Source organism: Curtobacterium sp. ABR8 (assembly GCF_057812125.1).
On record NZ_CM173818.1, the window covers coordinates 1,850,920 to 1,869,289 of the forward strand.

At 71.5% G+C, this 18,370-nt stretch carries 20 protein-coding genes and 1 tRNA gene; 10 read left to right on the top strand and 11 right to left on the bottom strand.

What is annotated here, in order from left to right; translation table 11 throughout:
- Nucleotides 1-89 precede the first annotated feature (89 nt).
- Nucleotides 90-467: a holo-ACP synthase gene (locus ACXKZB_RS08895; protein ID WP_488825743.1), complete on the bottom strand. Its 378-nt coding sequence runs from the start codon at nucleotides 465-467 to the stop codon at nucleotides 90-92.
- 103 nt (nucleotides 468-570) lie between these two features.
- On the opposite strand from ACXKZB_RS08895, the gene ACXKZB_RS08900 reads away from it, so the two are divergent.
- Nucleotides 571-1,620 (top strand): nitroreductase family protein, encoded by a 1,050-nt coding sequence (locus ACXKZB_RS08900; protein WP_488825744.1) that lies wholly within the window; start codon nucleotides 571-573, stop codon nucleotides 1,618-1,620.
- Nucleotides 1,617-3,191 carry a phenylacetate--CoA ligase family protein gene (locus tag ACXKZB_RS08905; protein ID WP_488825745.1) on the top strand — a complete coding sequence of 525 codons (1,575 nt, stop codon included), beginning with the start codon at nucleotides 1,617-1,619 and terminating at the stop codon, nucleotides 3,189-3,191. The genes ACXKZB_RS08900 and ACXKZB_RS08905 overlap by 4 nt, the downstream gene beginning before the upstream one ends.
- Before the next feature lie 33 nt (nucleotides 3,192-3,224).
- Here ACXKZB_RS08905 and ACXKZB_RS08910 read toward each other — a convergent pair whose 3' ends face one another.
- Genes ACXKZB_RS08910 through ACXKZB_RS08920 form a run of 3 tightly spaced genes read right to left on the bottom strand, consistent with a single transcriptional unit; the run spans nucleotide 3,225 to nucleotide 5,316 of the window.
- Nucleotides 3,225-3,776: a hypothetical protein gene (locus ACXKZB_RS08910; protein ID WP_396291018.1), complete on the bottom strand. Its 552-nt coding sequence runs from the start codon at nucleotides 3,774-3,776 to the stop codon at nucleotides 3,225-3,227.
- Entirely contained in the window at nucleotides 3,773-4,753 is a 981-nt protein-coding gene (locus tag ACXKZB_RS08915) for an aldo/keto reductase (RefSeq protein ID WP_488825746.1), read from the bottom strand. The genes ACXKZB_RS08910 and ACXKZB_RS08915 overlap by 4 nt, the downstream gene beginning before the upstream one ends.
- A gap of 35 nt (nucleotides 4,754-4,788) precedes the next feature.
- On the bottom strand, nucleotides 4,789-5,316 hold the full coding sequence (locus ACXKZB_RS08920) for a hypothetical protein (protein WP_488825747.1): 528 nt from the start codon (nucleotides 5,314-5,316) through the stop codon (nucleotides 4,789-4,791).
- A 408-nt stretch (nucleotides 5,317-5,724) separates the two neighbouring features.
- On the opposite strand from ACXKZB_RS08920, the gene ACXKZB_RS08925 reads away from it, so the two are divergent.
- Nucleotides 5,725-6,480, top strand: a complete 756-nt coding sequence (locus ACXKZB_RS08925) for a hypothetical protein (protein ID WP_488825748.1) — start codon at nucleotides 5,725-5,727, stop codon at nucleotides 6,478-6,480.
- A 181-nt stretch (nucleotides 6,481-6,661) separates the two neighbouring features.
- Here ACXKZB_RS08925 and ACXKZB_RS08930 read toward each other — a convergent pair whose 3' ends face one another.
- Nucleotides 6,662-7,525, bottom strand: coding sequence for a hypothetical protein (locus ACXKZB_RS08930; RefSeq protein ID WP_488825750.1), 864 nt, complete (start codon nucleotides 7,523-7,525; stop codon nucleotides 6,662-6,664).
- Nucleotides 7,525-8,169: a SatD family protein gene (locus tag ACXKZB_RS08935; protein ID WP_488825752.1), complete on the bottom strand. Its 645-nt coding sequence runs from the start codon at nucleotides 8,167-8,169 to the stop codon at nucleotides 7,525-7,527. Before ACXKZB_RS08935 ends, ACXKZB_RS08930 begins: the two co-directional genes overlap by 1 nt.
- Nucleotides 8,170-8,280: 111 nt before the next feature.
- On the opposite strand from ACXKZB_RS08935, the gene ACXKZB_RS08940 reads away from it, so the two are divergent.
- Together ACXKZB_RS08940 and ACXKZB_RS08945 are read left to right on the top strand one after the other, a co-directional pair.
- A tRNA-Val gene (locus ACXKZB_RS08940) sits at nucleotides 8,281-8,353 on the top strand.
- A gap of 25 nt (nucleotides 8,354-8,378) precedes the next feature.
- Nucleotides 8,379-8,576, top strand: a complete 198-nt coding sequence (locus ACXKZB_RS08945) for a hypothetical protein (RefSeq protein ID WP_488825754.1) — start codon at nucleotides 8,379-8,381, stop codon at nucleotides 8,574-8,576.
- Nucleotides 8,577-8,731: 155 nt separating this feature from the next.
- Here ACXKZB_RS08945 and ACXKZB_RS08950 read toward each other — a convergent pair whose 3' ends face one another.
- Nucleotides 8,732-9,613, bottom strand: a complete 882-nt coding sequence (locus ACXKZB_RS08950; protein ID WP_488825755.1) for an NAD-dependent epimerase/dehydratase family protein — start codon at nucleotides 9,611-9,613, stop codon at nucleotides 8,732-8,734.
- Nucleotides 9,614-9,694: 81 nt separating this feature from the next.
- Here ACXKZB_RS08950 and ACXKZB_RS08955 point away from each other — a divergent pair, with 81 nt between their 5' ends.
- The gene (locus tag ACXKZB_RS08955) at nucleotides 9,695-10,273 is read left to right on the top strand and encodes a TetR/AcrR family transcriptional regulator (protein WP_488825757.1); all 579 of its coding nucleotides are present in this window, start codon (nucleotides 9,695-9,697) and stop codon (nucleotides 10,271-10,273) included.
- A 96-nt stretch (nucleotides 10,274-10,369) separates the two neighbouring features.
- Here the strand turns inward: ACXKZB_RS08955 and ACXKZB_RS08960 are convergent, their stop codons facing one another.
- Both ACXKZB_RS08960 and ACXKZB_RS08965 read right to left on the bottom strand, forming a co-directional pair.
- A complete protein-coding gene (locus ACXKZB_RS08960) occupies nucleotides 10,370-11,536 on the bottom strand; it encodes a N(5)-(carboxyethyl)ornithine synthase (RefSeq protein WP_488825759.1) in 1,167 nt (388 codons plus the stop codon).
- A gap of 48 nt (nucleotides 11,537-11,584) precedes the next feature.
- Complete coding sequence (locus ACXKZB_RS08965) at nucleotides 11,585-12,286, bottom strand: HAD family hydrolase (RefSeq protein ID WP_488825760.1); 702 nt, start codon at nucleotides 12,284-12,286, stop codon at nucleotides 11,585-11,587.
- Between the two features lie 28 nt (nucleotides 12,287-12,314).
- On the opposite strand from ACXKZB_RS08965, the gene ACXKZB_RS08970 reads away from it, so the two are divergent.
- Nucleotides 12,315-12,662: an ASCH domain-containing protein gene (locus ACXKZB_RS08970; protein ID WP_488825761.1), complete on the top strand. Its 348-nt coding sequence runs from the start codon at nucleotides 12,315-12,317 to the stop codon at nucleotides 12,660-12,662.
- A gap of 109 nt (nucleotides 12,663-12,771) precedes the next feature.
- On the opposite strand, the gene ACXKZB_RS08975 is transcribed toward ACXKZB_RS08970, so the two are convergent.
- Nucleotides 12,772-13,275, bottom strand: coding sequence for a hypothetical protein (locus tag ACXKZB_RS08975; RefSeq protein WP_488825763.1), 504 nt, complete (start codon nucleotides 13,273-13,275; stop codon nucleotides 12,772-12,774).
- A 76-nt stretch (nucleotides 13,276-13,351) separates the two neighbouring features.
- Complete coding sequence (locus tag ACXKZB_RS08980) at nucleotides 13,352-14,359, bottom strand: helix-turn-helix transcriptional regulator (protein WP_488825765.1); 1,008 nt, start codon at nucleotides 14,357-14,359, stop codon at nucleotides 13,352-13,354.
- Between the two features lie 235 nt (nucleotides 14,360-14,594).
- Between ACXKZB_RS08980 and ACXKZB_RS08985 the strand changes: the two genes are divergently transcribed.
- From ACXKZB_RS08985 to ACXKZB_RS08995, 3 genes are read left to right on the top strand one after another with little or no spacing between them, the layout of a single operon-like run.
- The gene (locus ACXKZB_RS08985; protein WP_488825767.1) at nucleotides 14,595-15,635 is read left to right on the top strand and encodes an LLM class flavin-dependent oxidoreductase; all 1,041 of its coding nucleotides are present in this window, start codon (nucleotides 14,595-14,597) and stop codon (nucleotides 15,633-15,635) included.
- Nucleotides 15,632-16,996, top strand: a complete 1,365-nt coding sequence (locus ACXKZB_RS08990; protein ID WP_488825768.1) for an LLM class flavin-dependent oxidoreductase — start codon at nucleotides 15,632-15,634, stop codon at nucleotides 16,994-16,996. The genes ACXKZB_RS08985 and ACXKZB_RS08990 overlap by 4 nt, the downstream gene beginning before the upstream one ends.
- Nucleotides 16,993-18,315: an NtaA/DmoA family FMN-dependent monooxygenase gene (locus ACXKZB_RS08995; RefSeq protein WP_488825770.1), complete on the top strand. Its 1,323-nt coding sequence runs from the start codon at nucleotides 16,993-16,995 to the stop codon at nucleotides 18,313-18,315. The genes ACXKZB_RS08990 and ACXKZB_RS08995 overlap by 4 nt, the downstream gene beginning before the upstream one ends.
- The last annotated feature ends 55 nt before the right edge of the window (nucleotides 18,316-18,370 follow it).

The following is an 18,370-nucleotide window of genomic DNA, read 5'->3' on the forward strand; positions in this document are numbered from 1 at the left end:
AAGGAGAACCGGGCCTCGGGAAACCGCCGTGCGGGTGCGGGAAACCGCACGCGATCCGCACCGCCTGTGCCGCGGCACAGGCGGGGACGTCAGCGGTCGGAGAGCGCCACCGCCGTCGCGACGGCCAGACCCCGCTCGTGCGCGAGGGACACCGCGATCGCGCCGCACCCGATCGCATCGGCCAGGGCGGCCGCGGTCCCGGTCAGCTCCACCGTCGGCGCGCCGTGGTCGTCGAGGACGATCGCCACCTCGCGCAGCGGGATCGCCTGGTCCGGTGCGGGACGGAGGAGCTTCACCACGGCTTCCTTGCCCGCGAACCGGGCGGCCAGGCGCTCCGGGTCGTCGCCCGCGTCGGTGCGCTCCCGGACGGTGAAGAGCCGCTCCAGGTAGCGCTCGCCGTGCGCCGAGATGCCCGCCACCACGTCCTCGACCGCGGCGAGGTCGGTCCCGGTCCGGATCGTGCTCATGGCTGCAGGCTACGCAGGTCGCGGCGGAACCGCATGCCCGCAGCGGCATGGGCGTCGGGGGCGGTTCGTATGATCGGTGCGAGAGACCACCGAGGGGGAACCGATGGCATCACCGTGGACCGGCATCATCGAGGACGCGCGACACTACCCGTCGCCGCACAACTCGCAACCGATCGTCGTGCGCGTCGAGGACGACCGCACCGCGACCGTCTTCTACGACCTGCGGCGGGGGTTGCCGGCGGAGTCGTTCGGCATCCCGTTCGGGCACGTCTGCGCCGGGGTGTTCCTGGCCGGGCTCGAGGTCGTGGCCCGAGCGCACGGCTTCGCCGTGCAGGAGCGGCTCGACCACGCCGAGATGGACTTCGGTCGGCGCGACGCCGGCGACTCCGGTACCGCCGACGACCACCTGCACCGGTTGGGCACGGTGCGCCTGCGTCCGCGGGCGGTCACCGCGGACGACCGGGAGGCCCTGGCCGTCTTCCTGGCACGGCGCACCTCGCGCAGGCCCTACGACGCGACCCTGGTGGACGACGCCGCCGTGGACGCCGCGTCCGCCATCGCGTCGGCCGCCGGCCAGCGGTTCCGCACCACGTCCGACCGAGCGACCGTCGACGAGATCGTCCGGGTCAACCAGGAGACCCTGTTCGACGACCTGCAGCACGACGCCGTGCACGACGAGATCCTGCACTGGCTGCGGTTCTCGAAGCGGCAGGCGGTGACCACCGGCGACGGGCTCTCGGCGGAGACGATGCTCATGCCCGGACCGGTCCTGCGGTTCGCGATGGAGCACCGTGGGCTGTGGGAGGCACCCGGTGTCGGCGCGGTCTTCAAGCGGGTGTACCTGTCGACGATGCGCGGGGTCCGGCAGCTCGGCTGGCTCGAAGGACCGTTCCGCACGCCCGCCGAGTACGTCGAGGCCGGCCGGGTGTTCATGCGGATCTGGCTCGAGTTCAGCGCGCGGGGGATCGCCCTGCACCCGTTCGGCACCGTGATCACGAACCCACGGTCGCACGCCGCCTTCGTCGCACGCGCCGGCGTCGACGAGTCCGACGGCCGGATGGCCTGGATGCTGTTCCGCTTCGGGCACAGTGCGCCACCGCCCCTGGCGCACCGCAGACCCGCGGCCGCCATGATGCTCGGGGGTGCACGGTGAAGCGCGCGGCGGTCTTCACGGTCGTGTGGGTCGTCGAGACCTTCGTGGCGCTGTTCATGCCCCGCGTCGGCACCCACAAGCTCCTGCTCACGCCGGGCATCGAGCCGCTCCGCTGGACCCTCGGACGCTGGCGTGCCTGGCGGACCGTGGAGCGGGCTGCGAAGCGGGTACCCGCCTACGGGGCGTTCCTGGCGGAGGCGGGACGGGCCTCCCGGCTCGACACGCGTGGCGGGATCGCCGCGGCGTTCTCGGACCTGCCCGAGATGGACAAGGACTCCTACGTCAGACGGTGGAGCATCCCCGAACGCTGCGTCGACGGACGGCTGCCACGGCGCGGCGTGGTCGTCGACGAGTCGAGCGGGTCGAGCGGCACGCCGACCAGCTGGGTCCGCGGTCCCGACGAACGGCAGGCCACCCGGCAACTGCTGCAGCTCGGGTTCTCGCGCACCGCGAAGGACCTGCCGAAGCAGCCGTTCGTGCTCAACGCCTTCTCACTCGGGGCGTGGGCCACGGGCATGAACGTGACGGCATCGCTCACCGAGTCGTCGATGATCAAGTCGATCGGGCCGGACCGCGACAAGATCGTGCAGACGATGCGCGAGTTCGGCACCGACTTCACCTACATCATCTGCAGCTACCCGCCCTTCCTGAAGGCGCTGTTCGAGGACGACCGGCTCGACTGGAGCGAGTACACGATCGTCGCGGCGTTCGGTGGCGAGGGCATCAGCGAGAACATGCGCGCCCACATCGAGCAGTACGCGCAGGCCGTCCTCGGTTCCTACGGGGCGAGCGACCTCGAGATCAACCTCGGCATCGAGACGCCGTTCAGCGTGCAGCTGCGCCGGGCGATCGCGGCGTCACCCGAGCTGTCCGCCACGCTGACGAAGCAGGCCGAGTACGGCGTGCTGCCGATGGTGTTCCAGTTCAACCCGTTCGGGTACCTGATCGAGACGAACGACCTCGGCGAACTCGTCGTCACCATCACCCGGTCCGAGAACATCAGTCCACGGATCCGGTACAACATCCACGACCGCGGGCACGTCGTGCGGATGCGGTCGCTGCGCCGGACGCTGCGCACGCACGGCTTCGACGAGCTCGCCGACGCCGCCGAGCTCGACCTGCCCCTGCTGTTCCACTACGGCCGCTCCGACCTGTCCGTCGACTACAACGGTGCGGTCGTCGCGCCCGACGTCGTGCGCGACGTGGTCTACGACGACCCCGAGCTGCTCGAGGCCGTCGAGAACCACCGGCTGATCAGCTACGAGGACGACCGGGGCGACCGACAGCTGCACATCGCGTTCCAGCTCGCGTCCGGGGCGGCGGGCTTCGACTCGGACGCGGCCCGTCCCGCGGTCATCACCGAGCTGCGGCGGTTGAACAAGGACTTCTCGAACGCGATCCGGACGGCGCCGCCCGGCACCCTGCCGACGGTGGCGTTCTACCCGTACCGGACAGGGCCGTTCCGCGAGGACGGCAAGAAGCTCAAGAACGAGTACGTCTGGCAGCTGCCGGCCGGTGCGGTGGACCAGTGGGAGCTCGACCTGGCGTGGGTCGCGCCGCAGGAGGCCTGAGCGGGCACGCCGCGCGGGGCGGGCCGGTGCTCGCTAGCCGTACTGCGGTGGCCAGTCGAAGGGGGCGGGCAGGTGCGGGACCTCGCCGATCGTCGTCACGATGAGGACGACCTCGCGCCGGTTCGTCAGCTCGATCGAACGCGGGTTGCCGATCCGGCGGTGGCCGTCCACCCACACGGTGAGCTCGCCACGCAGGCCGCCGACGTGCTCCGGACCGAGCGAGACACCCCACTCGTCGAAGAACTGGCCGAGCGTGAAGGTCTGCTCGGTGGGGGACTCGACGTGCACGATGCCCGAGGTGTCGTGCGTGTGGATCTCGGCGGCGAACTTCCCCCGGTCCGAGTGCCCGATGTTCGCCGGGACCGTCACCGGGTCGTCCCCGTCCAGGATCGTCAGGTGGGTGTGGACGTGCTCGGCGAGCCGCTCACCCCACACGTTCCGGAGGCCCGCCACGTCGGCACGGGCGGACAGGTCGGTCGGCCGCGGCCAGGGCGGAGCGTCGCGCGACGTCCCCGCCCCCGGCGCGGCACAGCCCGACAGCAGCAGGAGTGCGGCCACCGCGACCGCGACGACGCGGGTCCTCACCAGCGGTCGTGGACCGTGGCGCGGAACCACGTGTCGTACAGGTCGCGCACCGTGGCGTCGAGGCCCTCGATCCGCGGCAGGTCACCGGCCGCCGCGTTCGACCGGGCCTGCTCCGGGTTGCGGGCGCCGGGGATCGCCGCGGTGACACCGTCCTGCGCGATGACCCACGCCAGCGCCGCCTGCGGCACGGAGACGGCGTCGGGCAGGGATGCTGCGAAGGTCTGCGCCGCGCGCACGCCGTCGTCGTAGTCCACACCGCTGAACGTCTCGCCCTGGTCGAAGGCCTCGCCGTGCCGGTTGTAGTTGCGGTGGTCGCCCTCGGCGAACGACGTCTCCGTCGTGTACTTGCCGGACAGCAACCCCGAGGCCAACGGGACGCGCGCGAGGATGCCGACCCCTGCCTCCAGGGCCGCCGGCAGCACGCGGTCCAGCGGCTTGAGCCGGAACGCGTTGAGGATGATCTGGACGCTCGCGACGCCGGGCCGGGCGATCGCGGCCAACGCCTGGTCGGCCGTCTCGACACTGACGCCGTAGGCGGCGACCGAGCCGTCCGCGACCAGCGCGTCGAGGGCGTCGTACACGGCGTCGTCCCCGATGACCTCGGACGGCGGGCAGTGCAGCTGCACCAGGTCGAGCGTGTCCTGCCGCAGGTTCGTGCGCGAGCGGTCCACCCACTCGCGGAAGTTCGCCGCCACGTAGTTCGACGGGACCTGCTCGGCGCGGCGGCCCATCTTCGTCGTGACCGTCAGCGGCACGTCGGGGTTGGACGCACGCCACGCACCGATGAGCTGCTCGCTGCGACCGTCGCCGTACACGTCGGCGGTGTCGAAGAGCGTGACACCGGACTCGACCGAGGCGTCCATCACGGCGTTCGCGTCCGCGTCGCTCACCGGACCCCAGTCACCGCCGAACTGCCACGTGCCGAGACCGATGGGGGAGACTTCGCGGCCGGTACGGCCGAGGGTGCGACTCTGCATGGCGCCGATCGTAGTCAGCGGGTTCGCGCGGTCGTTCAGCCGATGGTGGAGACCCCGCGGCGGAGCAGCGCACGGGCCGCCCGAGCGCGGGGGATGACCCAGACGGCCGCCCACAGGACCATGCCGGCCCAGAGCAGGATCAACATCGTCGTGATGAGGGCGTCGTGCTGGTCGCGCATCGACCACGTCATCGCGATCCACAGCGTGCCGAGGACGACCTTGCCCCAGCCGGCTCCTTCGCGGTCGGCCTGCGCCTGGACCAGCGGGATCCACAGCTCCGCCGGGACGCCGTACGGCACCTGACCGTCGGCGATCCACTCGCGCACCGCGATCGAGCGCTCGTACCCGCCCTCGGCACGCCAGGCGCGCAACTGCAGGAACACGGCGATCGCAGCGCCCGCCGCCGCGGTCGGGATGCCGACGGACACCAGGACGGTGGTGGTCGCCTCGGTCCACGACGACAACACGAGCATGACGAGCACGACCGCGAACGCGGCACCCGTCACCCCGGAGCCGAGGAGCCGCAGCCGCCCGGATTCGTCGAGGACACCGGCACCGTTCACGAGGGAGAGAGTACGCGCCGTTGCTGCCCGCCCGCCCGTCGTCCGTCCGTCGGTCCGTGGTTCCGCGGTGTGCGCCGAGGTTCCAAAATCTCGGCATCTCGGGCCGCTGTTCGCCCGGGATCGGCACCTCGGTGATCATCGCGCGGCATGTCCTGGAACCTCACCGCGTCCGTCGGGTTCGGACTGGAGGCCCGTCCCGCGTCGTTCTCCACAGATGCGTCCCATCGGGGTCGGGCCCGACACCTCGTGCGCGATGCTCTCGTCATGGGGAATCGAGCACGCGTCGACCACTCGCCGAGGCCGTTCCCGGTGCGAGAGGCGCTGGCGGCCGGAGCGAGCCCGTCGCAGCTGACCCGACGCGACCTCAGGGCTCCGGTCCACGGTGTCCGAGTCCGAGCAGACGTGCCCGTGACGGTCGTGGAAGCGATCGCCGTCGTCCTCCGGAGTGACCAGTTCGTCAGCCACACCACGGCCGCTCGGCTCTGGGGAGCGCCGCTCCCGTCACGGCTCGACGACGAACTCGTGCACGTGACGTCGATCGGGACCGCGCCGATCATGCGCCGCCCCCAGGTCGTCCCGCACCGCACGCGTATCGAGGGCTTCCGGCCGGATCTCGTCCGGGGCATCCCGGTCAGCCCGCCAGCGCGCGCGTGGTTCGAATCGGCGTCACTGCTCACCGTCGTCGAACTCGTCGTCCTGGGTGACCACCTCGTCGGTCCGAGCGGGCTCGCCACCATCGACGGACTGGCGGCCGCGATCGTCCCCGGAAGTCGCTCGGCACGACGAGCACGAGCCGCACTCGACAGGGTGCGGACCGGAGTCGAGTCGCCCATGGAGACCCGTCTCCGACTCGGAGTGGTCGATGCGGGGTTCCCGGAGCCCGAGGTGAACATCGACGTCGTGGACGACCACGGTTCCTTCCTCGGCCGAGCAGACCTCGCGTGGCCGACGCTCCGGATCGCCCTCGAGTACGACGGTGACCACCACCGTGACCGCCGGACCTTCCAGCACGATCAGCGCCGGTCGAACGGCTTCGCGGTGAACGGCTGGATCGTCATCCACGCAACATCCGCCGACACCGGGCGTCCGGCAGTGTTGTTCGAGCGACTCCGACAGGCCTTCGTCCAACGCCAGGTCGAGGGTCGGACCCGCCGCGCGGCCTGACGCGTCTTCGAAGCGGCGCGGTGCGGGTGGACTCGCTGCGCCGAGGTTCCGCAACTCGCCGTGCGTTCGTCGCCGAGGTTCCACACTGACGTGCTCAGGGCCGCGAGATACCGAGATTTCGGAACCTCGGGGACGGGGAACGGGACGCACGGGCGGACGCGGCCGACGGGCTCCGCGCGGGTCAGCTGTGCGCCAAGAGCCAGCACATGCCGGCGGCGGCGAAGGCCATCGCCCAGCTCACCAGGCTGCCGATCAGGAAGTACTCCGCCTGGTAGCCGGTCGTCTCGCGCCGGATCTCGGGGAACCGGACGATGCCCTTGGCCGCGATCAGCGCAGCGACCACCGGGAAGGCTCCCGCCACCGCGAACCCGGCCAGTAGCAGTCGTTCGATCGGGCCGATCAGGCGACCGCCCTTGAGGCGCACCGTGCTGTCCCCGGACTGTTCGGCGTCGGCGTCGGGGTCGGAGCGTCGACGTCGCCCGAACCGGCGGCGGAGGTCATCGGCCTCGGCGCCCGTGACGGCTCCGCGCTGGAGTCCCGGCGGGAGTGCCTGGGCGACGACCACGTTCGCGGAGTCGACGAGGAACAGCGCCGAGCCGACACCGCCCACGACGGCGGCGAGCGGAACGGCGTCGACGAACGCCAGGCCCGAGCCGTCGTGCCAGTCGACCACGAAGCCCGTGCCGTCGGGCAGCGGCCCCCAGAGCAACAGCACCGCCACGGCGACGGCGAGCAGGACCGCGGGCCAGGACCCCGACCGTCGCAGCAGCCCCCGGGCCGTCGGTTCGCCACGGTCGCCGTCCGCGGTCCCGCCACCGGCTCGGACCGGCTCGGTCGTGGCGATCCACGCCGCCGCGAGCACCACCGTGACGAGGACGCTCCACACGGGGACACCGAGACCGAGCCAGGCCACAGCAGACACCCCGGCCCACAGCACCACGACCGCGATGGTGGTCAGCATGCGCTGTCGGCGCGCGTCGGTACCGGTGCGTGCCCGGACGACGTCGCCCAACCCGATGAGTGCGAGGAGGATCCCGGCGAGCATCAGCGTTCCTGTCCCGCGAGGACCCGGAGACCCTCGACGATCGCGGCCACGCCCGACTTCTGCACCGACTGGGAGACCGCTGACGGGGTGATCCCCTCGGTCGCGGCGATCTGCGCCTGGGTCCGGCCCTGGACGAGTCCGAGCGCAATGCGTCGAGCCCGTGGTGTCAGGCGGGCCACGACGTGGTCGCGGCTGAGGAAGTAGGCGTTCACGAGTCGCTCCTCGGTGCCGTGGCGGTCGTCGGACGCGTGGAACCACGACCGGAGGAAGGACGTCCGGCCGTCTTCACGGCGGTGCGTCTCGTTGATGGCGTCGCGGGCGGACCACCACGCCGGGCCGTCCTGGAGCGGACCGCTCGTGCCGGACCCCACGGTGCGCACCGTCCCGCGACCCATCCCGAGTCGGACCTGCACCGTCGGTGGCAGCGCGAGCATTGCCGCGGTGCTGGCGACGAGCGCGTCGGTGAGCGTTGCGTAGATCACCTGGAACTCGTCGCCGACGGTCGCGTGCACCGGGTCCACCGGGGTGACGTCGGTCGTCTCGCGGAACGCCCGCTCGACGTCGCGCTGCGCGGCGGGGCGGTCCTCGAGCGTGCGGGAGTCGACGAGATCGAGGATCACGGCGTAGATGGGCTCGTCCGACATGGGTTAAGTGTACGTCTTACTATCGGCGAAATGAAGCCGAGCGCTGAACTGGCTTGCGGACGGGCTGTCCAGCGCAACGATACGGGGGATCGACCTCTAGGATCGAGTCGCGGGCTCTTAGCTCAGTTGGTAGAGCACTTCGTTTACACCGAAGTGGTCGGCGGTTCGAGCCCGCCAGAGCCCACCGCAGACGCGATCACGGGGGTCCGATGAACAGCCGACGACACGAACCGGTCCGACAGCACTCTGTCGACTTCCTGCCGGGAACGAGTGGGAACCCGGTCGCGCCGTTCCAGCGCGACCAGCAGCCCGGACAGGGTCCCATCCGTCACGACTGGGTGTACCTCGTCCCGATCGGCGCGGTCCTGATCGGCGGGGTCATCGCGTTCTTCGTGTGGGGGAACTGACCGCACCGCCTGACCGACCGCACCGCCTGACCGATCGCACCGGTCCGCGCGGCCGACGCGGGGCGGGTGGCGTGCGCCGACGGCGGACGGGAGGCACGCTGCGGGCCTGCACCGCGCCTCCCGTCCGTCCCTGACGTCGCTCCCAGGGCGCGACGTCAGCGCTCGACGTGTTCCAGGTCTGCCAGCAGCGATTCGTGGACCGGCTCCCAAGCGAGCGTGCGACGCGTGTGCTCGCTCGACGCCGGCTGGTCCATCACGAAGATCGGGGCGAACGCCCCGAACGTCTCGTCCGCGACCCGCTCGACCGGCAGTCCGAGCCGTCGGCCGATCACCTCGGCGAGGTCGCGCACCCGGTCGCCCTCGTCGGCCACGGCGTGCCAGACCGTGCCGGCCGGTGCGACCTCCAGTGCCAGCCGGAAGAGCACGGCGGCGTCCCGAGCGTGCACGGCGGGCCAGCGCTGTTCGCCGTCTCCGGGGTACCCGGCCACACCGCTGCCTCGGGCTGTCTCGGTGAGGATGCCCGCGAAGCCGCCCGCGCCGTCGGCGTGCACGGTGCGCGGCAACCGGATCGCGGACACCCGCACGCCACGCTCGGCCAGGTCGAGCGCGGCGAGCACCGATCGGGCGCGGCCGGCGACCGGTCCCTCGAGGGGCAGGGGGTCGGCCTCGGTCGACGCCCTGCCCGGGACCCACGGTGTGCCGGACACGACGACGAGCGGGCGGTCGGAGCCGACGAGTTCCTCGCCGAGTACGGCCATCGCATCCGCTTCCTCGGCGATGCCCCGGGTCAGGGCTTCCGGCGAGCTGAAGTCGTTCGAGAACGCGAGGCTGACGACGCCGTCGGCGGCGCGCGCACCGGCACGGAGGACGTCGAGGTCGCTGAGACCGCCCCGGACCGGTTCGGCGCCTGCCGCGGTGAGGGCTGCAGCCGAGCGTTCCGAGCGGGCGAGCGCAGTGACGCTGTGGCCTGCGGCGATGAGTTCGGCGACGACGGCCGTTCCGATGGTGCCGGTGCCGCCGGTGATGAAGACGCGCATGGGATCCTCCAGTGATGGGACAAGTGTCTCGTCACCGTACACCCGTGATGAGACAACTGTCCCGTCCCGTAGGATGCTCCCATGGCGCGATGGGAACCGGGAGCTCGGGAGCGGCTGGTCCTGGCCGCCGTCGACCTGTTCTCCGAACAGGGGTACGACGAGACGACCGTGACGCAGATCGCCGAGCGAGCGGGGGTCACGAAGAGCACCTTCTTCCGACACTTCCCGGACAAGCGCGAACTGCTCGTCGCCGGGCAGGAGACGCTGAGCCGCTTGTTGTCCGAGGGGATCACCGACGCAGCGCCCGAACGTTCACCGCTCGACGCCGTCGCCGCTGGGCTCGAACGTGCATCGGGCGAGATGGGTCCGATGAACCGCGAGCTGGGACCGCGACTCAAGGCCGCGGTCGCCGCGAGCGCCGAACTGCAGGAGCGCGATGCCCTGAAGAGCGTCGGGATGGCCGCCGCGATGACCGATGCGCTCATCGAGCGCGGGGTAGCGGAACCGACGGCCCGCCTCGCGAGCGAGATGGGCGTGCTCGCCTTCAAGCAGGGGTTCGACCGGTGGGCCGGAGCGGCACGCGCTGATGATGACGGACTCGCGCGGCACGCGCTCGCAGCGTTCGCCGAGCTGCGGGAGGCTGCTGCGGCGCTCCGGTGAGCACCGCCGACGCGGTGCGACGAGGTCGTTGTCGCACGACGTCGACCTCGTCGTTCCGCATCGGATGAGCGCCGACCGGCGCCCCCAGCGCCCGCGTCAGCCGGCCACCACGTGCGGGTACTCGTCCGACCGCCCCTGGAACGCGAGGATCGCCGGGTTGCGCACGTGGCCGTCCTCGATCTCGACGGCGCGTCGGATCGTGTCCGAGTCGGCCCACGACGACGGGCCCTCCATCACCGGTCGGAGGAACGGCATGAGCGCCTCGCTGATCTCCCACGTCGTCGAGTTCCAGAGCAGCGACGGGCTGTGGTCGACGGCGTAGTAGTTCGTGCTCTCGCCGACGGTGATCAACGGTTCCGCGAAGGTCGTCGCCTGTGCCCACTCGAACCCCATCCCCACGTCGATCGAGACGTCGACGATGAGGCTGCCCGGACGGAACACGCCCAGGTCCTCGGTGCGCAGGTACGTGAGCGGGGCGTTCGGGTCCTGGAGCGTGCAGTTCACGACGATGTCGTTCTCGGCCAGGTACGGCGCCAGTGGCACCGGACCGTCCTCGGTCTTCACCGTGTTGCCGCTGGGGTCGTGGTCGTCCTGGCTGATCTGCAGCATGTCGACGGAGGGGATCGGCGACCCCACGGCCGCGATGTCGCGGTTGGTCAGGACGCGGACGTCGTGGATCCCGTGGGCGTTCAGCGCGGTGACGGCACCGCGGGCGGTGGCCCCGAAGCCGATCACGACCGCGGTGAGGCGGCGGCCGTAGTCCCCGGTGGAGCCGCAGAGCTGCAGGGCGTGGATGACGGAGCAGTAGCCCGCGAGTTCGTTGTTCTTGTGGAACACGTGCAGGCTGAACCCGCCGTCCGACCGCCAGTGGTTCATCGACTCCCACGCGATGAGGGTCAGGCGCTTGTCGATCGCGACCTGGGTGAGGGCGGGGTCCTGCACGCAGTGCGGCCAGCCCCACAGGACCTGCCCGTCCCGCAGGTCCTCGAGGTCGGACACCTGGGGTTTGGGCAGCAGCACGACGTCCGACGCGGCGATGACTTCGTCACGGTCCGCCATGGCGCCGACGAGGGGTTCGAGTTGGTCGTCCGTGACGCCGAAGCGGCGACCGTACCCGCGTTCCAGGATGATGTTCGCGCGCAGGTCGGGGTCGATGCGCTCGAAGTGGGCGGGATGGATCGGGAGGCGGCGCTCGTCGGGTTTCCGCGACTCGGCCAGCACCCCGAGGTGCAGCAGCGGCGATGCTGCCGGTGTTTGGGTCATGGTGCACTCTACGGCCGCTGGCCGCCGCCGAGCGGCCGAGCGGCCAAGTCACCCGCGGCGGTCGGCGAGCGCCATGAGCACCAGGGTCTCCATGTCGGGGCCGTCCGTGGCCTCGTGGTCGATCAACAGTCCGTGCATCCCGGCGGCCCGGGCCGCCTCCGCGTCGTGCGCGACACTGTCGCCGACGAACAAGCAGCCGCCCGGCTCGACGCCGAGTTCGGCCGACAGTGTCTCGAATGCTCGGCGGTCCGGCTTCTGCACCCCGATCCGCTCCGAGGTGCACACGGCGTCGACCGCGTCGAGCAAGCCGGTCCGGCGCAGCTTGTCGACCTGCTGTGTCTCGGTGCCGTTCGTCAGTACGCCGATGCGGTACCCCTGCACACGCAGCGTCCGCAGCAGCGGCAGGCTCCCCGGGTACGCGCGCCACGATGCCTCGTACTGGTGCCGGTACGCGTCGAAGAGCTCGTCGAGCTTCTGCTGGTCAGTGGGCGCCGGCACGCCGAGCGCGGGCAGGACGGCCCGGAGCCGTTCGCGCCGCTGCTCGGGGAAGCTGATCTGCCCGGCTCGCCACCGCTCGAACTGCTCGGTCTCGGCGGCGAACCAGCGGTCGATGGCGGACACCGAGACCGGGATGCCGAGTGACTCGAGGAACCGGGCGGCACCGGTGGTCGCTGCGCCACGGTGGTCGAACAGCGTCCCGTCGAGGTCGAACCCGACCGCTCGGAGCCCCGACGGCGATCGGTTCGTCATGAGCCCAGGATGGCGCAAGACTGGAGCAGTGTCTCCCACCGCAGCAGCACAGACGATCCACTTCCACCAGAAGCACCACGACGCCGTTCAGCGCGGCGAGAAGGTCACGACGGTGCGCTGGCAGGAGGACGTCCGCACCGGACCCGCGGTGTTCGTCTTCGACGAGCACCCCTCGGCGACGCCGTTGGCCGGCCAGGTCACCGAGGTGACCGACCACCGCCTGGCGGAGCTCACCCCTCGGGCCGCGCACCAGCCGGCCGACACCGACATGGCCGACTTCGCTCGGCAGCTGCGCACCAACTACTACCCGGACATGCCGGACGACGCGGTGGTCCAGGTCGCGGTCATCGCGCTCGACGCGACACCGCCTGCGTGACGCCCGCCACGGCGGTGGACGCCACGACCTGAAGGACGGGAGGCGCGGTGCGGGCCCGCACCGCGCCTCCCGTCCGCCCGTCGGTCGCTCCCAGGGCGCGTGGTGGCGATCAGCCGTCCGTCTCGCCGTCGACGCAGTTCTCGACCTGCTGCGCGAGCTGCGAGTCGTCGCTGAACGAGCTCGGCGCCGCGGTCGCGGCGGTGTCCGACACCGCGTCCTGCGCGGTGTCGTTGACGGCGTAGAGCGGGCCGTCGAAGTCGTCTGCGGTCGGGTCGGCGGTGCTCGCCCAGACCGACACGGCGTCCTCTTCGTCGTCCTCGTTCGTGTCGTCGTCGCCCTTCGGCATGATTGTCGCGCCGAGGTACCAGCCGCCGTCGCCCTTCTGGATGTTGGCGGCGGTGACGGTGTCGTCCGGCCCGACGGCGTCCGCGATCAGGTCGACCGCGGCACTCGAGGCGAGGTCGCACTCGGCGGCCTGTGACTTCTCCTCGGAACCGGGCAGCTGACCGACGGGGTTCGGGTTCTGGGCGCCGCCGGGGTCGCAGGCGGTGAGCAGCAGTGCGATGGTGGCGGCACCGAACAGCGCCGTGGCGGTCTTCGTTCGCGTGGACATGGACGTGACGGTAGGCGAGCACGGGTGCGCGGCGACCCAGGTGTCCGCGACGGTCGGTGGTGTGCCGACCCGACCGTCACCGGTGCAGCGTGGCCTTCGGGTACTCCCCGTAGCGGCTCGTGTACTCCGCCGAGAACCGGCCGAGGTGCGCGAACCCCCAGCGGCGGGCGACCTCGCTCACCGAGGTGGACGTCGAGTCGAGCCGCAGCAGGTCGCCTCGGACGCGCTGGAGACGCACGGACCGGACGTAGGCCGAGGGCGGCATCCCGAACAGCCGCTGGAACGACTCCTGCACGGCACGGACGCTCAAGCCCGACACGGCGGCGAGGTCCGACACGGCGATCGGTTCCGCCGCGTGCTCGTGCACGTGGTCGACGGCTCGCCGGATCCGGGCGTTCCGCGGAGCCCACAGGGCGCTCGACAGCCCGGCGGCCTTCGGCGGGTACAGCGTGAGGAACGTCACGGCGACGGCCCGGGTGGCGTCCGACCAGGCGCTGGAGGCCACGCCGTGTTCCGCGAGGACTCGACGAGCGGACTCGAGGACCTGCCGCCAGTGGGTGACGGCGTCGGCGGAGGGGACCGCGCGTTCGTCGAGGTGCAGACCGCCGGACGGCAGGCCGTGGCGCTCCTCGGCGACGGTCCGGACGAAGGAACGGTCGAGGTGCACCACAACGGCATCGTGGTTGCGCGCCTCGACCACGGCGTGTCGTTCGGTCGGCATCAGTGCCGGTACGCCGTTGTCGACCGGCCCGGCCCCGCGGAGCAGGTCGAGCGTGACGACGCCGCCGAGCACCAGGACGACGACGTACGCGTCGTCCGGAGCCACGGTGCCGCGGACGTACCCGCGCATCTGCGACCGGCGGAGCGTCACGTTGCCGTCACCGACGGCCAGGTACCGGAACGAGTACGCGCCGGTCGTCGGCCGGGTCTGCCAGGCGGTGCCCGTCACGAGGCCAGGCAACTGCTCGAGGGCCTGTTCGGGCGAGGACGCCGACGCTTCCAGGCGGACCGGTGCGACCGCGGTCACGGTGGTCTGCTCGGTGGTGTTCGCGGATGACGTCTCGTCCACGGATTGCTGCGGCACGGTGAATATCCCTGATCGTTTCGAGGAACACAGGAGTTCCAGCGACCGGGGTCCGGGGCAGCTGCCGCAAAGCTACGTCGGTCCTGCTCCGGGCACAAGAGCGGCGATCATGCTCCTGTCCCGAGTTGCGCGCGCTCTCCTACGTTCCGTGACGAATCACTGCGCTGCGTTACGTCGTCGCTCGTGCGCGTCGCTCGCTCGTGTTTGCATCGCTGCACTGAAGAGGGAGTGTTGCATGACGCACGTCGAACGCACCGCCCGCGCGGCCACGATGCCGCTGCGGATCGCGGTGTTCTCGCACGGTACCGAGGCACCGCCGGCGACCCGGGCGTACCGCGAGGAGCTCGAGCTGTTCAGCGCGGCGGAACGCCTCGGGTACGACGGGGCCTGGGTCCGCCAGTTCCACTTCCGGCACGACGACGCACCGGCTCGCGGCGGTCTGCCGTCCCCGTTCGTCTTCTTCGCCGCCCTCGCCGAACGGACCTCCACCCTGCGGCTCGGGCTCGGCGCGGTCACGCTGCCGCACGAGGACCCGGTCCGTGTCGCCGAGGACGCGGCGGTCCTCGACGCGATCAGCGACGGACGGGTGGAACTCGGCGTCGCGAACGGCGGCGGCCCGGAGACCCTCGACGTCTTCGCGCCCGGTCTGGTCGGGGCCGACCACGACACCCGTCGTGCCGCGTTCGACGAGCAGCTCGCACGGCTGCTCGACGCACTGCGCGGTGCGTCACTCGGCACGGGGACCGCACGCCTCAACCCGGACGGCAGCGGGCTGCTCGACCGGATCTGGGACGCCACGCTCAGCGCCGAGAGCGCCGCCATCGCCGCCCGTCGGGGGCACGGGGTGCTGATCGGCACCACGCAGACCGTGCCGGCCGAGGTCACCGCGGACGCCTACTACGCCGCACTGCCGGACGGTGCGGTTCCCCGGGTCGCACTCTCGACGGCGATCTACCCGGCCCCGGACCGCGAGACCGCGTTGCGTGAGGCGCGTGCGGGCATCGAGGCGAAGTACGCCTGGGGCGAGTCGTTCCTGCCGCCGGCGACGACCCTGGCCGAGAAGGCCGCGTCGCTCAACCTGCACTACGGCACGGCCGACGACATCGCGGAGTCGATCGCGTCGAAGCCGTACGCCCGGTACGCGACGCAGCTCAACGTGCAGGTCGACGACGGCTACGCAGACGTCGGCGCGCGGACGGACGCCCTCGCGCTGTTCGCCGAACAGGTGGCCCCGCAGCTCGGCGCCGTCCTGGCCCACGAGGCGGTGACGGCATGACCCGCGACGGCGGCCTGGTGTTGGGCGGGATGGTGTTCTACCCCGGCGGCGAGCACGTCACGAGCTGGCGCCTGCCGGGCAGCGAACCGGATGCCTACCTGGACGTCGAGTACTACGTCCGTTTCGCGCAGACGCTCGAGCGCGGCGGGTTCTCGACGTTGTTCATCGCCGACGAGCTGTACGTCTGGGACCGCTTCGCGTCGGGCATCGACCACGCCGTGAACATCCGCACCGAGCCCTTCACCCTGCTCGGCGCCCTGTCGCAGCGGACCGAGCACATCGGGCTCGCGGCGACGGTCTCGACCACGTACAACGAGCCGTACCACGTGGCCCGGAAGCTGGCTTCGATCGACCACCTGAGCGAGGGCCGCGCCGCCTGGAACCTGGTCACGAGCGCCTCGGACGAAGAGGCCTGGAACTTCGGTCGCGACGCGAACCTCGACCACGCCGTCCGCTACCGCCGCGGTGCCGAGTTCGTCGACGTCGTGCAGGGCCTCTGGGACAGTTGGGACGACGACGCGTTCCTGTACGACCAGGAGTCCGGCTACTTCGCGAAGCGCGACGGACTGCACGTGCTCGACCACGAGGGCGAGTTCTTCCGCGTGCGCGGGCCGCTCAACATCGCCCGGCCGCCACAGGCCCACCCGGTGCTGTTCCAAGCCGGGGCGTCCGAGGCCGGCCGTGCGCTGGCCGGTGCGAAGGCCGAGGGCGTCTTCACCCTCTGGCAGGACGACCTCGCCGACGCGCAGGCCCTGTACGCCGACTACAAGCGCCGCGCCGTCGAGCACGGACGTGATGCGTCGTCGATGCTGATCCTGCCGGCGGTGTCGCCGGTGATCGGCGACACCGAGGCCGACGCGCTGCGGCAGCTCGACGAGATCGAGGAGCTGACACCGGACCGCGTCTCGCTCGACCTGCTGTCGCACTACCTGCAGACCGACCTGTCCGACCGGCCGCTCGACGCACCGTTCGAGCACGTCTTCGACGAGACGGCGATCAACCAGTCGAAGTCCGTCTACGAGTCGATCCGCCGCATCGCCGCCGAGGCCACCACGCTCCGCGAGGTCTACCGGACGATCCTGCGCCGTCGGTTCCTGCCGGGCACGCCCGAACAGATCGCCGACTGGCTGACCGAGCGCTACGAGCAGGACGCCGCCGACGGCTACATGCTCGCGTTCTCGTCGATCCCGGTGAGCGTCGACCGGTTCGTCGACCAGGTCGTGCCGGAGCTCGAACGCCGTGGCGTGTACGACCGCACGTACCGCGGCGACACCCTGCGGGAGCACCTCGGGCTGGCGCGACCGGCGAGCCGGTACGACGGTTCCGCGCCCGCGGCGGTCGACCAGGAGGCGTCCGCATGAGCGACCGCATCCTGCTGGGCGCCTTCGCCTTCCACCCGGGCGGCGCGCACGTCACCGGGTGGCGGCACCCGTCCTCGAGCCCCGCCGAGCACCTGAGCATCCGGCACCACCGGCACATCGCGCAGACCGCCGAGCGCGGGGTGTTCGACACGCTCTTCCTCGCCGACGGCCTGTACTTCTGGGACCGGTACCCGTCGGGCGTCGACCACTACGGGGCACTGCGGCCCGAACCGTTCACGCTGCTCGCCGCGCTGTCCCAGGTGACGTCGCGGATCGGCCTCGCCGCGACCGTGTCGACGACGTACAACGAGCCGTACCACGTGGCCAGGACCCTCGCCTCGCTCGACCACCTCAGCGGTGGGCGGGCCGCGTGGAACCTCGTCACGAGCCGGTACGACGAAGAGGCCCGCAACTTCGGTGGTGACGCCCACATCGACCACTCCCGGCGGTACGAGCGCGGTCGCGAGTTCGTCGACGTCGTGAACGGACTGCTGGACAGCTGGGACGACGACGCGATCGTGGCCGACCCGGCGTCCGGGGTCTTCGCGCACCGCGACGGCCTGCACCGTCTCGACCACGAGGGCGAGTTCTTCCGGGTGCGCGGGCCGCTCAACATCGCCCGGCCGCCGCAGGGTCACCCGCTGCTGTTCCAGGCCGGCGGGTCCGAGTCCGGGCTGGAGCTCGCCGCGGACACGGCCGACGCGGTGTTCACCCGTGGCGGTTCCACCGCGGACGTCCGACGCTTCGTCGACGACCTGCGCGCCCGCGCCGTCCGGCACGGCCGCTCCGCCGACGCGGTGAAGATCATGCCGTCGGTGATGCCGGTCGTGGGGGAGACCGCCGCCAACGCCCGAGCCGAGGCGGACGCGATCCTCGCCCTGACGCCGGACGCTCTCATCCTCGAGGACGTGTCGCACCAGATCGGGCAGGACCTGTCCGGCCGCGACGTCGACGTGCCATTCGACTACGCCGAGGAGTTCGACACCTCGAACGAGACCCGCTCGCCGAAGCCCGCGGTCGATCGGCTGCTCGCCGACGGCCCCGCGACGCCCCGCGACGTCTACGCGTGGTCGTACCGCCGCAGCCTGCTGACGGGCACCGGACCGGAGATCGCCGACCGGTTCGAGGAGCTCGCCGACGACGGTGGCGCCGACGGCTTCATCGTGCAGTTCCCGTACCTGCCCGGCGGGATCGACCGGTTCGTCGACCACGTCGTGCCAGAACTGCAGCGCCGCGGCCGGACCGCCACGGCGTACGACGACCTCACCCTGCGCGAGCGCTTCGGCCACCCCCGGGTGCCGGACCGCGCGCACCGCTGACCGCCCCACCCCTCCCAGCACCGCACCCCTGCAACCCGAACCCCCTAGGAGTCAT